Below are 12,301 nucleotides of genomic sequence, written 5' to 3' on the forward strand. Positions count from 1 at the left end.
TCCGCGGTCTCCAGCGGTCTGCTCCGCCGGTCGCCTCGGCCGCCCCGGTCAGAAGTACTTCGAGGTGAGGTCGGTCGTCGGCCAAGTGGTGACCTTGCCGATCTGGGCGTTCATCAGAGGGCTCAGCACGTCGTAGTCGAGAGTGCCCTGCTCCTCCCGCCGGTTGAACAGGGCCGCGTAGGTGAAGCCGTTCTGCAGTCGCGCGAGGTAGGTGTAGGTGCCCGGCATCCCGCCGGCGTGCCAGGTGTTGAGGTTCCCGGTGACCTGGCGTACGTACCAGCCGCCGCCGTACCACGAGCCGTCCGCGCTGATGCCGATCTCCGGCTTGGCGAGAATCTTCGTGATCGACGCCGCGTTGAGCACCGGGCCCGCGGCGTCGAAGACGCGGGAGAACCTGACGAGGTCGACGGCGGAGGCCAGCCAGCCGCCGTTGGCCCCCTGGTTGGGCATGCTGAAACCGCCGTACGGGTAGGGCACCGTGCTGCCGGAGTCGTCCACCACCGACTTCTGGGTGTACTGCGAGGAGTAAATGACCTCGGTCGACGCGGCCTCCGACCTGAGGCTGCGGCCTATCCGCATCCGGGTGACGCCGACGGGCGCCAGGAGCTTCTGCTTGACGTAGGACTCGTAGCTCATCCCCGAGACCTTCTCGATGATCTTGCCGAGGAGCAGGTAGCCGTAGTTGCTGTAGACCATCTTCGTGCCGGGGTCGTGGTCGAGCGGCCGGGCGGTGACGTAGCGGACGATGTCGTCCTGGCTGATCGGCAGCGGGACGTCCAGCGAGGCGGAGATCGTGTGGTCCAGCCAGAGCGGGTCCTTGGACTTGTCGCGGTCCCAGCCGCCCAGGTGGTGTATCAGGCGGAGCACGGTCACCTGCTTCAGCCTGGGGTCGGCCGTCGCGGACAGGCCCAGCAGCGTGGTGACCGGCGTGGACAGGCTGAGCTTGCCGTCCTGGACCAGGCGCATGATCGCGGCGGCGGTGATGTGCTTGCTCAGGCTGGCGATGCGGAACAGCGAGGTCGGGGTCACCGAGGGGATCGCCCGCGACCCGTCCGAATAGGTGTACCCGCGGGCCAGCAGGATCTTGCCCTTCTTGGCGATCGCAAGCTGCGCGCAGGAGATGTTGCGTTCCTTCACGTAGGTCTTCATGACATTGTCGAATCCGGCCAGCGCCGCCGGAGCGATCCCCGAGGTGGTCACGACCGGCAGGGGCGCGGCTTGAGCGGGGCGGGCGCCCAGCGCGACGGCGGGTACGAGGCCGGCGCTTGCCCTGAGGAGGTTCCGTCGGCTGAGCGTTGTCACTTCATGTCTCCCAAGCCACGTAAGTATCAGGAAGCTCAGTATTTTAGAGGTGTTTCAGGCGTTATATCACCGGACCGGAACCTGATGATCACCCGGCCTCCAGCGGGCCGGCCCGCTGCCACCGGGCCCGGTCCGCCCTCTTCATGGGCGGCGCCGACGGGGAGGGCGGACCGATCCGCGGCGGCGCGTCAACGAACGCAGGGTTCTCGGCTGGTAACGTGATCGGGCATCAATGGCGGAAAACGGAGTACGACATGGCAGGCGACGACGACATCTCCGGGTGATCCCGGATCCCATCACCATCGGTGACGCGCATCTCGCGTGACCGCCGATCGGCGATGTCCTCGTGTCCTGACCATTTCTCCGGGCGGCCTTCGCCGTGCCGGCCGAACGCGGAAGCGATTCGATGTCCGACGCCCTGATCGTTGTTTCGAACCTGTCCTTCTCCTGGCCCGACGACACCCCGGTGTTCGAGGACCTCTCGTTCACCGTCCCGGCGGGACACACCGGCCTGGTGGCGCCCAACGGTGCCGGCAAGAGCACGCTGCTCAGACTGATCGCCGGAGAGATCCGCCCGGCCGCCGGTTCGGTCACGGTAGAGGGGGTGCCGGGCTACCTGCCGCAGACGCTGCCGCTCGCCGGTGCCCTGACCGTGGCCGAGGTTCTGGGGATCGCCCCGGTGATCAGGGCATTGGACGCCATCGAGTCCGGAGACGCGAGCGAGGAGCACTTCACCACGATCGGCAACGACTGGGACATCGAGGAGCGCACCCGTGCCCAGCTGGACCGCCTCGGCCTCGGGGACGTCTCCCTCACCCGGAGCCTGCGTACCCTCAGCGGCGGCCAGGTCGTCTCCCTCGGCCTGGCGGCACAGCTGCTGAAACGGCCCGACGTCCTGCTGCTCGACGAACCGACCAACAACCTCGACCTCGAAGCACGCCACAAGCTCTACGGCGTGCTCGAGGACTGGAACGGCTGCCTGCTGCTGGTCAGCCACGACCGGGCACTGCTCGACCGCATGGACCGCATCGCCGAGCTCGACCGGGGCGAGATCCGCTCCTACGGCGGGAACTTCACCGCGTACGAGGAGGCCGTGCGCGCCGCGCGGGAGGTCGCCGAGAAGAACATCCGCAACGCCGAGCAGGAGGTCAAGCGGGAGAAGCGGGAGATGCAGCAGGCCCGCGAGCGGGCCGAGCGCCGGGCCGGCAACGCCGCCCGCAACCTCAAGAACGCCGGCCTGCCGAAGATCTTCGCCGGGACGCTGAAGCGGCGCGCCCAGGAGTCGGCGGGAAAGTCGGACGAGACGCACGCCGGGCGGGTCGGCGAGGCCAAGGCCCGGCTCGACGAGGCGGGCCGCGCCCTGCGCGACGAGCAGAAGATCGCACTGGAACTGCCCGGAACCAACGTCCCGGCCGGACGCATGGTCTTCCTCGGGAGGAGGATGCAGGTCCGCTACGGCGAGCGGGCCCTCTTCGCCGGGGAGGGCGCCGACCTGGCGATCCGTGGGCCCGAGCGGATCGCGCTGACCGGCCCCAACGGAGCCGGCAAGTCCACTCTGCTGCGGGTGATCAACGGTGAGCTGGAGCCGGAGGGCGGCGGGACCAAGCGGGCCGACGGCCGGGTCGCCTACCTGTCCCAGCGGCTGGACCTGCTGGACCTCGACCGCACCGTGGCGGAGAACCTGGCCGTCTTCGCGCCCGGGATGCCGGAGGCGCAGCGGATGAACCTGCTCGCCCGCTTCCTGTTCCGGGGCTCCCGCGTTCACCTCCCGGTCGGGGTGCTGTCCGGCGGCGAGCGGCTGCGCGCCACCCTGGCCTGCGTCCTGTGCGCCGAACCGGCGCCCCAGCTGCTGCTGCTGGACGAACCGACCAACAACCTCGACCTGGTCAGCGTCGCCCAGCTCGAAGGCGCCCTGCAGTCATACGAGGGCGCCTTCGTGGTGGTCAGTCACGACGAGCGGTTCCTCGCCGAGATCGGGGTGGACCGCTGGCTGCGGCTGTCCGAGGGGCACCTGCTCGAAACGAGCGCCCCCGGCGCGTGAGGCGACGGTGGGCGCCCCGGCCGTGACGGGCGAGGAGCCGCAGCTCACCTCGGCCGGTCGTCGGGCGCCCAGGCAGGAGTGCCAAGGCAGGATGGGCCCTCACGGAGCCGGGCAGGCCCGGACGCGACTGGGCCGCCACCCGGGCGACCCTGCTGTCGTTCCGCGGCCGGACATGATGTTCGATGGATCCGTAGGCATGTCGTCGATTGCGGAGGCCACTGTGGGAAAACTGAACGAAGACGCCAAGGAACTGCTCAGCCGGCCGGTTCACGCCTGGGTGACGACCATCCGGCCGGACGGCTCGCTGCACAGCACCGTCGTCTGGGTGGACGTCGACGGAGACGACGTCGTCTTCAACACGGCGGTCGGCCGTGCCAAGGAGCGCCACCTGCGCAACGACCCCCGTGTGTCGGTGAGCGTCCTGGATCCCAAGGACGCCTTCCACCTGGTCAGCGTCTCCGGCGTCGCGGAGCTGGAGCTGGAGGGCGCTGACACGGTCATCGACCGCCTGGCGCACAAATACCTCGGCGTGGACAGCTACCCCTACCGGCAGCCGGACGAGCAGCGCATCACGGTGCGGGTCCGCCCCGACCAGGTGATCTACAACGCGGGCGGCTGAACCGCCGCCGGGAGCGGGGTCCGGGGAAGGCGGATCTTCCCCGGACCCCGCTCCCGGCTAGCATGTCGCCCGTTGCGCACTCCGTTCCACAGCTCGCGGCGCGCTGCGGGCCGCCGCACGAGCGGCACGGGAATCCCCGTCCTCCAGGGCGGGGAGCAGGTCGACAGCCACGACAGGACAACGGGGGAGACGCGGGCGATGAAGGATCTCGGAGAAGGGTTCCACACGTTCTGGCGGGAGCGTCACCTGGCCACGCTCACCACGGTGCGGGCCGACGGCACACCCCATGTCGTCCCGGTGGGGGTGACGCTGGACGCCGGCTCCGGGATCGCCCGGGTGATCACCTCGGGCGGCTCGAACAAGGTGAGTCTCATACGCGCCGCCGGGCAGGAGGGCGCCGCGGTCGCCGTCTGCCAGGTGGACGGGCGCCGCTGGTCGACCCTGGAGGGACGCGCGGTGATCCGCGAGGACCCCGGGTCGGTCGCCGACGCCGAACGCCGTTACACCGAGCGTTACCGGCAGCCCCGTGAGAACCCGAAGCGTGTCGTGATCGAGATCCGTGTCACCCGCGTGCTCGGCAATGTCTGACCCCGTCACGGTCGTCAGCGTCGGGAGGGTGGGGCGATGACGGAGTTCGACGTGCCGAGTGACGAGGCCGCGCACACGGTGGCCGTGTCGGTGCCGGGAACGCCGTCGGCCCGCCGTTCGTCCGCAGGAGCAGCCGTACGCCACGCGGCACCGGCCGGGGTCGATGGCCCGCCAGAGTTTGTGCGGGTCGCCGGGGATCGACCCGGCCGGCTCCGGAGCGGTCCTCACCGCCCACCGAGAGGAGGCGGCGGCACCGCGGGGGATGTGCGTCACGAGGTCTCCAGCAAGCTCACCGCGGTGTCCACGGACGCCGCCACGTCGTCGCCGGGCGGGTAGAGCAGGGATCGGCCGACGACCAGGCCCCGCACACCGGGCAGTCGCAGCGCCTTGCCCCAGGAGTCGAAGACCCGGTCGGGCGCCTGGGAGGGATCGCCGCCGAGCAGCAGAGTCGGCAGCGTGGTGGCCGCCATGACCCGCTCCATGTCCTCGATCACCGGAATCTTCAACCAGGTGCGGGCGGAGGTCGCGCCGAGTCCCTGGCCGACGCTGATGGCGTGGATCATCCCTTCCGGGGACAGGTCGTGGGTGACCGTCCCGTTCACCCGCCGTGACCAGAACGGCTCGACCATCGCCATCAGGCCGTGCCCGGCCAGCCGGGTGACGGCGTGCCCGCAGCTCGCCAGAGTGGCGGGGGTCGCGGGGTCCTCCAGCGCGATCCGGCACAGCATCTTGCCGCCGTCGAAGCGCATCGCCGCGATCGAGTCGGGGTCGTAGGCGGTGAAGCGGTCGTCGAACTCGAACGTCGAGCCCTGCACGCCGCCCCGGTTCATCGATCCGATGACGAGCTTGCCCTCCAGCGCGCCGAGCAGCAGCAGGTCCTCGACGATGTCGGGGGTGGCGAGCAGCCCGTCCACGCCAGGCCTGGCCAGGGCGGTCGTCAGCCGGTCGAGCAGGCCGACGCGGCTCTCCATGGCCATCGGGCGGTCACCGACGCCGAGCGCGCCGCGCGCCGGGTGGTCGGCCGCGATGATCAGCAACTGGTCGCGGCCGGCCGGCAGCGGCCTGCGCCCGCGCGCGGCGGCCGCCTCGGCCACCCGCTCCGGATGCCGGGCCCGGTCGTCGAGCAGTCGGCGGTGGTCCTCCTCACGCATGTGCGGTCTCTCCCCTCGAGGATTCACCCGACAGGACGACCACCGCCTCCGCCATCTCGGCCGGCGCTCTTTCCCGGGGCATCGGGTGTCCCCGGCTCGGCTCCTCGCGCACGCCCCAGGAGACGGGTGCCGCGGCGATCCTCACTTGGTCACCTCCAGGAGACGGACCGGGCGGTGGTCGCGGCGGGACAGGTCCGCCGCCTCGGCGATGTAGAGAGCGGCCAGGGCGTCCTGGACCGTGCAGGGACTCTCGCGCTCGCCCCGCGCCGCTTCCAGGAATGCGCTCATCTCCGTGACGTAGGCGGCCTCGAACCTGGCCTGGAAGTCCGGCCACGGCTCACCCGGCGGCTGCAGGCCCTCGGCGCTGGTGAGCGGCGTGCGCGGGTCGAGGCCGACCGCCTGGGTCCGCAGGGTGCCCGCCAGCTCCATCCGCACGTCGTAGCCGGCGCCGTTGTAGCGGGAGCCCTGCAGAGTGACCAGCGTGCCGTCGTCCAGGGTCAGCAGCGCGGCGCTGTTGTCGACGTCGCCGGCCTCGGCGAAGAACGCCTCGCCCCGGTTGGAGCCGGTCGCGTAGACGGTGTGCACCTCGCGGCCGGTGACCCAGCGCAGGATGTCGAAGTCGTGGATGTGGCAGTCCCGGAAGATGCCGCCGGACAGCGGGATGTAGCCGGGGGCCGGGGGCGCCGGATCAGCGGTGATCATGTGCACCCGGTGCAGCTCGCCGAGCTCACCGCCCCGCAGCGCCTCACGCGCGGCCGTGTAGCCGGCGTCGAAGCGGCGCTGGAAGCCGATGTGCACGACCGTCCCGCTCCGCTCGGCGGCGTCGGCGACCCGTATGGTCTCCGCCGTGCCGGGCGCCGCGGGCTTCTCACAGAAGGCCGGCACCCTCAGGTCGCAGGCCCGCACCAGCAACTCCGCGTGGGTGGACGTCGGAGTCGCGATCACCACCGCGTCCGCGTCGAAGGGGTCTCCGACCCGGGCCTTGAGTCGTCCGGCCACCTCCTCCGCCCGGCTCTGGTCGGTGTCGGAGACGACGAGTTCGTCGGCGAGAGCGGAGAGGGTGGCAGCGTGAAACGCGCCTATACGACCAAGGCCCAGCAAGCCCACACGCATGGTGACTCCTCGTCCGGATGCCTCCAGTTCTAGTTGACCGGAAGCTGGGCGGTCAAGACTTTGTCCTGACATTCGGACTATCTATCATCATCACCAATGCAAGGCTCCGGGCGTGGTCAGCGCTCCATGAACGGGCCCGTCTCGGCCTGTCGCAGGGCCTGCGCCCACTGGCCGTGGCGGACCTCGGGGGGCAGCAGCACGCAGTCTCCGCACATGCCGCCGGCGGGCAGCCGGTAGTAGAGGCAGCAGCTGCGCCGGACGAAGAAGTGGTGGTCCGGGGCCGGTTCGGCCAGGTCGCCGGACCCCTCCAGCACCCCGAGGGCCAGCAGCCCGCGGATGAGCGAGGCCGCCGGGGCGACGAGATCCGGTCGCTCGGGGGCGACGGCCGGCAGGATTCCGGCCAGCGCGGAGGCCGCGTTGCCCCACAGCAGCCGCGGCGCGATCCCGGTGACCTCCTGGACCGCCAGCGCCAGCGGTTCGAGGAGCTCGGTCACCACGGCGCGGTAGACCGGTGCGGCGGCCCGGTCCGGATCGGTGATCTCCCAGCCGGTCGGGCGGGCCGCCCGCAGCGGGAGCGGGCCGCTCGCGGCGGGCAGCCAGCGGACGCGTGCCGGATCCAGGTCCGGGAGCAGTCCGCGGGCGGCGACCGCACCGACGACCGGTGACCAGAACCGGGCGGCCAGCCCCTGGAACAGGATCGAGGCGGCGACCCGGGTCTCGCCGGTGCCCAGCCGCCTCCCGACGCGGCCGGTCCAGGCGCGGAGGGCACCGATGTCGGAGTGGAGCGCGGTGAGCGGGCGCCAGTCCGGGCCGGCAGTCTCCCCGGCCTCTGTCGAGACGGCGAAATACGGTCCGATGGCCGACACCTCGGCCATCACCCCGGCGACCGCGCGGGCGCCTGCCGGACGCAGCCACGGCGAGGGCCCGCCCTCGCCGTGAAACCGGCGGGCCGGAAGGGGAGGGGTCATGTCAGCGCCGCCGGAGCGGACGCCGTACGGCGCACGGCGAGGTCGACGATGTCCCCCTTGGTGCTGGTGGCGGTGAGCGCGGCGGCGAACAGGACGAGCTGATTGAGGATCTTGAGGAAGACGAGGATCGCGACGGCACCGGCCACGACCTGGTAGGCGGGATTGGCCGCGGTGAGCTGGAGGTAGAACTGGCCGAGGGACTTGAGGGCTTCCAGGCCGACGCTGATGAACAGCGCCGGTCCGAGCACCCGGCGCGGCGGCAGCCGCAGCCGTGGGGGAGCGGTCAGCAGGGCGACCGCGAGCAGGGTGTTGACGCCGAGACCGAGCACGAACGCGACCGCCGAAAGGAACCACTGGGTCACGACGTCGTCGACGCCCACGGTGTGCAACAGCAGCCAGTTGAGCAGCGTCTCCGTGGCGAACATCACCGCGAGCGAGATCGACAGCAGCACCCCGAGCCCGGCCAGCACGCCCAGGTCGATGAGCTGACGCGTCAGGAAGCGCCCCGGATACTCCTCGATCAGCCAGATCGCCCTGATCGCCGAGCGCAGGGTGTCCATCCAGAACAGGCCGGTGATCGGCAGGCCGACGAGGGCGATCGCCCCGGCCGTGCTCCTGGCGTCGAGCAGGGCCTCGACGTCGAGACGGGGAAAGGTGTCGGTCAGGTAGCTCTGCACCGTGTCCAACACCTGCGGGGTGTCCAGAACGTGCCCGATGATCGAGAAGCCCAGCAGTCCCAGGGCGAACAGCGCGAAGAACGCGTAGTAGGTGAGGGCCGCCGACAGCCGTGCGGCACCCGCCTGGTCGTAGCGCACTCCGGCGCGGACCAGGTGGTCCAGCCAGCCGTGGCGGTGGCGGGCCCGGACCCAGAACGCCGCGACCCGTCCGGTGAATCCCCTGACCGTCATGTACCGGTCACTACCCGCAGCACGCCGGACTACCGCTCGCGCCGGTGGGTGAGGGAAGTCCATGTGCTGAGCCCGCCGGAAGGACGCGGGCTCAGTCGGCCTCCGACCGCCCCAGCCGCCAGTAGCCCATGAACGCCACCGACGAGCGGTCGACGCCGGCCTCCTGCACGAGGTGACGGCGGAGCAGCTTGACCATCCCGGCCTCACCGGCCAGCCAGGCGTAGAGCCCGTCACGGTCGGTGACCTGCGGGACCTCCCACAGGATCTCGGTGTCGACGTCGACGTCCTCCAGCGGACCGACGGCGGCGCCGCCCGCCGGGGTGATCTCGCCGAGGACCTCGCGCACGGCCGGGACGAGCAGGTCGCCGTGCCGGGCGCTCCCGCGGGGCAGCCAGATGACCTCCACGCCCGGCCGTACGCGCAGGGGCAGCGCGTCGGCGGCCTCCGGCACCTCCAGCAGCACCGTGGCCCGCACGTCACCGGAGAGGCTCTCGGCGATGGTGGCGATGGCGGGAACGGCGGTCTCGTCGCCGGCCAGCAACAGGTGCGCCACCCCGGCCGGCGGAGCCCACTCCTGGCCGCCGGTCGGCCCGGGGTGAGCCGCGTTGGGGCCGATGACCACGGCGCGGTTACCGGGGAGGGCCGCCGCCACCCAGCGGGAGGCGGGGCCGGTGTCGCCGTGCAGCACGAAGTCGATGTCGAGCTCATGCTGCCACGGCCGTACGGCGCGCACGGTGTAGGTGCGGATCGGGTTGCGCAGTTCCAGCGGCAACGCCCGCCACCGCTGGTACCAGCCGGCCCCGTCGCCGACGGGGGTGAAACCGCCGTCGGGCAGCGGCAGGATCAGCTTGATCCGCTGGTCGAAGCCGTTGTCGGCGAAACCGGACAGTTCCTCGCCGCCGAAGGTGACCCGGACGAAGCTCGGACTGAGCCGTACGGTCCGCAGGACCTTCACGTGAAAGGCGCGGTAGGCCGGGATCTCCTCGGTGCGCACCAGGGTCTGCTCGCTGACGGCTGTCATCGTGCTGCCTTCGCTCGGAAATGTCGTCGCAAGGCAACTTAGCTTTGCCTTACCTAATTAATCAAGTCGGCGCTGTCCAGCCGGGTCCTCGGTGGGTGCCCCGGGCCCGGACGAGTACGGCCGCCGGCCCGCCCTGGCCTCCGGTGGACCGGCTCCGCCGACCGGCACCCCCTCGCCGGTGAACCGAAGGCGGCGATGGTGCGCCTGCTCGGCGACCCCGCTTTGGAGGGCATGCTCCTCTCCGTCCCCGCACGGCCGTCCGATGGCCGCCGCGGGCGTCCGCCGCCGCACATGCCGGACCGCCGGCCTGGGCGCCGGCCTCCAGACGGGAACGGCGGGCGGACCGCCGCCGTCCGGCCCGGTGTCCGCCTGCATGTTCTCTTTCGCGTCCAACTTCATTTCCAACTTCGAGTCCGCGGCCTTGGGGTCCACGGCCTTCGAGTCCACGGCGGAGGCCCGCCTGCGGTGCCGCCCCGTTGCCGGGACGCGTGGCAGTCCCGGCGGGGGAGCGGGGGTGCGCTCGGCCGGTGAGAGAGAGGACCGTCCTGCCGCCGAGGCGCGCGACCGGCGTCGGGCCAGGATGAACGTCGCGCCGAGGACGAGGAGGAGCAGTGCCGCGACCGGTGCGGTCTCCGGCACGGTCGGCCCCGGGTGAACGGCTGCGGAGCCCGCGGCGGCCGTCGGGCGGGCCTCACCCGGTCCGTCCGCCCGCGCGACCGCCACGTTCTTGGTGGCGGCGCTTTCCAGGTTCTGCTTGACCTTGCGCGGCAACCCGTAGCCGACGACCTTGCTCTCGTCGCGCGTCTTGCGTTTCAGCCAGATCCCGTCGACATTGCCCTCGATGGTGTGGAGCGTTCCACCGTCGACTCTCTCGATGAGGCCGACATGGTCGATGCCTCCGATGTCCTTGCCGCCGGACCAGTCGAAGAAGACCAGCGCGCCGGGCTCCGGTTTCCTCGACCACGCGCCCCGCGCCTCGAACCAGCGGGCGTGGGAGGGGGTCCAGGCGAACTGGCCGACGAAGTCCTCGACCCCCGCCTTCCCCGCGGCCCAGGCGATGACCATGTCGCACCAGGGGGCCGTCCGGTACTGGGAGTCCTTCACCACATTGGTCGCGTACCACTGGCCGAACGTGGTGTGCTGGCCGGGCTGTTCCTTGTAGCCGAGTTTCGGCTCCATGACGCGGAGTAGGTCGTCACCGATCGGATCCATGGCCGTCAGCCACTCCGTCCACTCTTCCGCCCTTCCGAGAAGGGCGGTAGCCGCCAGCTAATAACGGACTTTATTCAGTGGAAAGCTGAAAAGTCGGTCTTTTGATTAAATGACCGACTCGACGGGTGGATCGATGCCGGATTCGGCAATGGCTGGAATTCGGGGCATCCGATCCTTTAAAATATTCGGCCGGCTGTCCGGGGAGGGCGCTCAGGTCGCGCGTCGCGCGCCCGCGGAACCGGAGGTCAGGCGGGCGACCCGCTCGGTGCCCGCCGCGGAGGTGCCCTTTTCGGGCGAGGGGGAGACTCCGTCATACGGTGACGGCCGCACGGACCGCCGGGACGATCGTGGCGATGTCCCCGGGGTCCCGGCCCGCGCCGGCCGCCAGACAGGGCGGGCAGCGCGGTGATCGTCCGCACCGGCATCGGCGCCGGCCGGCTCGGCAGGTTGGTGACGCTCATGAGCCCCGTGATGTTCGCGGTGCGGCCGAGGGCGACCCCTACGATGGAGTAGGCGTCCAGGTGGCCGCCGAAATAGGGTGATCGGAGACCGTGAACAGGTCGAGCCCCTCGTAATCTGCCCGGTCCGCGAGCCGCAGCGTCTCCGGCGCGGCACCGATCGCAGTCCCGATCCCGGCTCCGAACAGTGCCTTCCGTTCCGGCGTCGTCATCCCACCTCTTTCCAAGGATCATGACTCACCCGTATGGGCGGGTTTTTCGATGTACTCAGGTCGCTGAAGTGTTACGGCGGCTCGCCTTCCCGCGATGCGACCGAAGGCCATGCCCCATCATATAGTTCGCATAACGAATCATATGATGGTTTGGTGATTGAGGTACCCTCCATTTCACAGGGAATGGGGTCCCGCGAGGAGGGCGTTGAATGGGAAGAGCCGTGGACGGGCGCATGGGGGTCGTCACCGCGCTGGTGCGCTCCTCGTTCCTGGTGAACGCCGTGTACGCCGAGACGAGCCGGGAGTACGGACTGACCCCGCAGCAGGGGCAGCTGCTCTGCGTGCTGATGGTGCAGCCGTACGGCATGAGTGAGCTGGGCGGGGTGCTGGGGCTGGCGAAGTCGAGCCTGACCGGCCTGGTGGACCGGACCGCCGAGCGCCGCCTGGTACGGCGGGAGCCGGACCCGCAGGACGGGCGGGCCGTCCAGGTCGCGCTCACCGCGGAGGGCGGTGAGCTCGCCGACGCGTTCTATACCGAGACCTGCCGGCGGATCGAGGCGCTCCCGGCGGTCCTCGGCGACGCCGATCGCGGCAGGCTGGCGGATTTGCTCGGCCGGGTGGTGCTGGACAACAAGGTGCCGGTGGTCTTCATGGAGTGGGACGAGGGTGCCCCTGCCGCGCACGGGGGCTGAGTAGACCTTGGTGCGC

At 70.8% G+C, this 12,301-nt stretch carries 12 protein-coding genes; 4 read left to right on the plus strand and 8 right to left on the minus strand.

Annotation, left to right across the window (positions count from 1 at the left end):
- Positions 1-48: 48 nt before the first annotated feature.
- Entirely contained in the window at positions 49-1,302 is a 1,254-nt protein-coding gene (locus OHA77_RS38590) for a serine hydrolase domain-containing protein (protein ID WP_326823232.1), read from the minus strand.
- Positions 1,303-1,708: 406 nt separating this feature from the next.
- Between OHA77_RS38590 and abc-f the strand changes: the two genes are divergently transcribed.
- The 3 genes from abc-f (at position 1,709) to OHA77_RS38605 (ending at position 4,550) form a co-directional block, all read left to right on the plus strand.
- Positions 1,709-3,343 carry a ribosomal protection-like ABC-F family protein gene (gene abc-f / locus OHA77_RS38595; protein ID WP_406314177.1) on the plus strand — a complete coding sequence of 545 codons (1,635 nt, stop codon included), beginning with the start codon at positions 1,709-1,711 and terminating at the stop codon, positions 3,341-3,343.
- A gap of 220 nt (positions 3,344-3,563) precedes the next feature.
- Positions 3,564-3,962: a PPOX class F420-dependent oxidoreductase gene (locus OHA77_RS38600; protein WP_326823230.1), complete on the plus strand. Its 399-nt coding sequence runs from the start codon at positions 3,564-3,566 to the stop codon at positions 3,960-3,962.
- Positions 3,963-4,034: 72 nt separating this feature from the next.
- Positions 4,035-4,550 (plus strand): pyridoxamine 5'-phosphate oxidase family protein, encoded by a 516-nt coding sequence (locus tag OHA77_RS38605; protein WP_406314179.1) that lies wholly within the window; start codon positions 4,035-4,037, stop codon positions 4,548-4,550.
- 269 nt (positions 4,551-4,819) lie between these two features.
- Here OHA77_RS38605 and OHA77_RS38610 read toward each other — a convergent pair whose 3' ends face one another.
- The 7 genes from OHA77_RS38610 to OHA77_RS38640 form a co-directional block, all read right to left on the minus strand.
- Positions 4,820-5,701: a deoxyribose-phosphate aldolase gene (locus OHA77_RS38610; protein ID WP_406314180.1), complete on the minus strand. Its 882-nt coding sequence runs from the start codon at positions 5,699-5,701 to the stop codon at positions 4,820-4,822.
- A 141-nt stretch (positions 5,702-5,842) separates the two neighbouring features.
- Positions 5,843-6,814, minus strand: a complete 972-nt coding sequence (locus OHA77_RS38615) for a Gfo/Idh/MocA family oxidoreductase (RefSeq protein WP_406314181.1) — start codon at positions 6,812-6,814, stop codon at positions 5,843-5,845.
- A 116-nt stretch (positions 6,815-6,930) separates the two neighbouring features.
- Positions 6,931-7,782, minus strand: a complete 852-nt coding sequence (locus tag OHA77_RS38620) for a (2Fe-2S)-binding protein (RefSeq protein ID WP_406314182.1) — start codon at positions 7,780-7,782, stop codon at positions 6,931-6,933.
- Entirely contained in the window at positions 7,779-8,690 is a 912-nt protein-coding gene (locus OHA77_RS38625; RefSeq protein WP_406314184.1) for a YihY/virulence factor BrkB family protein, read from the minus strand. Before OHA77_RS38625 ends, OHA77_RS38620 begins: the two co-directional genes overlap by 4 nt.
- Before the next feature lie 91 nt (positions 8,691-8,781).
- Positions 8,782-9,711, minus strand: a complete 930-nt coding sequence (locus tag OHA77_RS38630) for a siderophore-interacting protein (RefSeq protein WP_406314186.1) — start codon at positions 9,709-9,711, stop codon at positions 8,782-8,784.
- A gap of 57 nt (positions 9,712-9,768) precedes the next feature.
- A complete protein-coding gene (locus OHA77_RS38635) occupies positions 9,769-10,923 on the minus strand; it encodes a CHAP domain-containing protein (RefSeq protein WP_406314187.1) in 1,155 nt (384 codons plus the stop codon).
- A gap of 499 nt (positions 10,924-11,422) precedes the next feature.
- Entirely contained in the window at positions 11,423-11,593 is a 171-nt protein-coding gene (locus tag OHA77_RS38640) for a hypothetical protein (protein WP_406314188.1), read from the minus strand.
- Between the two features lie 209 nt (positions 11,594-11,802).
- On the opposite strand from OHA77_RS38640, the gene OHA77_RS38645 reads away from it, so the two are divergent.
- The gene (locus OHA77_RS38645; protein WP_326823222.1) at positions 11,803-12,285 is read left to right on the plus strand and encodes a MarR family winged helix-turn-helix transcriptional regulator; all 483 of its coding nucleotides are present in this window, start codon (positions 11,803-11,805) and stop codon (positions 12,283-12,285) included.
- Positions 12,286-12,301 lie beyond the last annotated feature (16 nt).

Source organism: Streptosporangium sp. NBC_01639 (assembly GCF_045209755.1).
Classification (GTDB): Bacteria; Actinomycetota; Actinomycetes; order Streptosporangiales; family Streptosporangiaceae; genus Streptosporangium.

What these genes read in the sequence shown, in the direction of transcription:
- abc-f (WP_406314177.1), top strand. Translation starts at nt 1,709, where the DNA reads ATGTCCGACGCCCTGATCGTTGTTTCGAACCTGTCCTTCTCCTGGCCC.
- OHA77_RS38610 (WP_406314180.1), bottom strand. Translation starts at nt 5,701, where the DNA reads ATGCGTGAGGAGGACCACCGCCGACTGCTCGACGACCGGGCCCGGCAT.
- OHA77_RS38615 (WP_406314181.1), bottom strand. Translation starts at nt 6,814, where the DNA reads ATGCGTGTGGGCTTGCTGGGCCTTGGTCGTATAGGCGCGTTTCACGCT.
- OHA77_RS38620 (WP_406314182.1), bottom strand. Translation starts at nt 7,782, where the DNA reads ATGACCCCTCCCCTTCCGGCCCGCCGGTTTCACGGCGAGGGCGGGCCC.
- OHA77_RS38625 (WP_406314184.1), bottom strand. Translation starts at nt 8,690, where the DNA reads ATGACGGTCAGGGGATTCACCGGACGGGTCGCGGCGTTCTGGGTCCGG.
- OHA77_RS38630 (WP_406314186.1), bottom strand. Translation starts at nt 9,711, where the DNA reads ATGACAGCCGTCAGCGAGCAGACCCTGGTGCGCACCGAGGAGATCCCG.
- OHA77_RS38635 (WP_406314187.1), bottom strand. Translation starts at nt 10,923, where the DNA reads ATGGATCCGATCGGTGACGACCTACTCCGCGTCATGGAGCCGAAACTC.
- OHA77_RS38640 (WP_406314188.1), bottom strand. Translation starts at nt 11,593, where the DNA reads ATGACGACGCCGGAACGGAAGGCACTGTTCGGAGCCGGGATCGGGACT.
- OHA77_RS38645 (WP_326823222.1), top strand. Translation starts at nt 11,803, where the DNA reads ATGGGAAGAGCCGTGGACGGGCGCATGGGGGTCGTCACCGCGCTGGTG.